At 73.2% G+C, this 1,091-nt stretch carries 1 pseudogene; it reads right to left on the bottom strand.

The features are described from left to right. Positions 1-1,091 (bottom strand): annotated as a pseudogene (locus DQW06_RS16510) (hypothetical protein); the annotation flags it as partial.

Here is a 1,091-nt window from a genome sequence, read left to right as displayed (position 1 = left end):
CCCGTGACCGTGGTGGTGCCCGCGGGAGGCGCGGTGGTGGTCTGGGAAGCGGTGACGACCTCGGTGCCCCCGCCGAACAGGCGTCCCCAGGTCTGCACGACCCCGTCCCGTACGACGGTCCACCGGCCCGCGCGGTCGTCGCCCGCCGTGCCGTCGGCGCTGATCCGCGGGACGAAGCTCCGGACGATCATGTCCCGTGCCTGCTCGGGCGTGAGCGGTTGCCGGACGCCCGTCGTGGCGGGCGCCGTGTTCCCGGTGGTGTCCGTCTGGGCGGAGTCCCCCTCCCGTGCGGCGGTGGCGTCGGTGGCGGCGGTGGTCTCGGGGGCGTCGCGCGTCTCCCGCCCGTCGGAGGAGGTGGCGGTCTCGCCATCGCGGGTCGTGTCCGCGGGGCCGGACACGGTCTGCGCAGAGTCGGAGGCCGTCGGCGGAGTCTTGGGGGTGAGGAGGACCATCTGGGCGTCCATCCCCTTGCCCAGGAGCGGGATGCCGTGTTCGCGCTGGGGCCGGTCGTCGCGCGCCATCCCGATGTCGTCGTGCTCGAACAGCCGCGCGGTGAAGCGGGTGCGGGACGTCCACACGTCGGAGTCCCCGCTGAACAGCACCGTCTCCTCGGAGCTGTGCGAGAGGCCCTGGCTGGACCCCTTGCCGTCGTTCAGGGACGCGTTCAACGCGACCGAGGGGTTCCCCATCACCCGGGGGACGCCGCGTGCGTCGGCGCCCGCGTCGGTGCGCACGCTGGCGCCGACGTTGACACCGAGCGAGTGGCTGACGCTCGACCCCTTCGTGGTGGTGATCCCCGCCGAGCCCGCGAACCGCGCGCCCCCGCTGGCGGTCGTGTCGAACTGGTGCTCCAGGCGGTCGAAGTCGCCGTAGACGCGCACGGTCACCGTCTCGGGACGGCCGCCCCTGTCCTTGCGGATCATCTTCGGGTCGATGACCGCGGATTCCTTGAGGCGGACCGGGACGCCGTTGCCGGGCAGGTCGGGGGCACCGCTCCTGAGCCCGGACTCGGAGAGCGCGTTGATGACCTTCAGGGTGTTCTCCCGCGCCACGTCCACGTTGCGGCGCAGACCCCAGCGCTCGCGGAAGCT

It is taken from the genome of Nocardiopsis sp. TNDT3 (assembly GCF_003427465.1).
Classification (GTDB): Bacteria; Actinomycetota; Actinomycetes; order Streptosporangiales; family Streptosporangiaceae; genus Nocardiopsis; species Nocardiopsis dassonvillei.
Note: the sequence above shows the minus strand (reverse complement) of the source record. Positions and strands in the feature narration are given on the sequence as shown.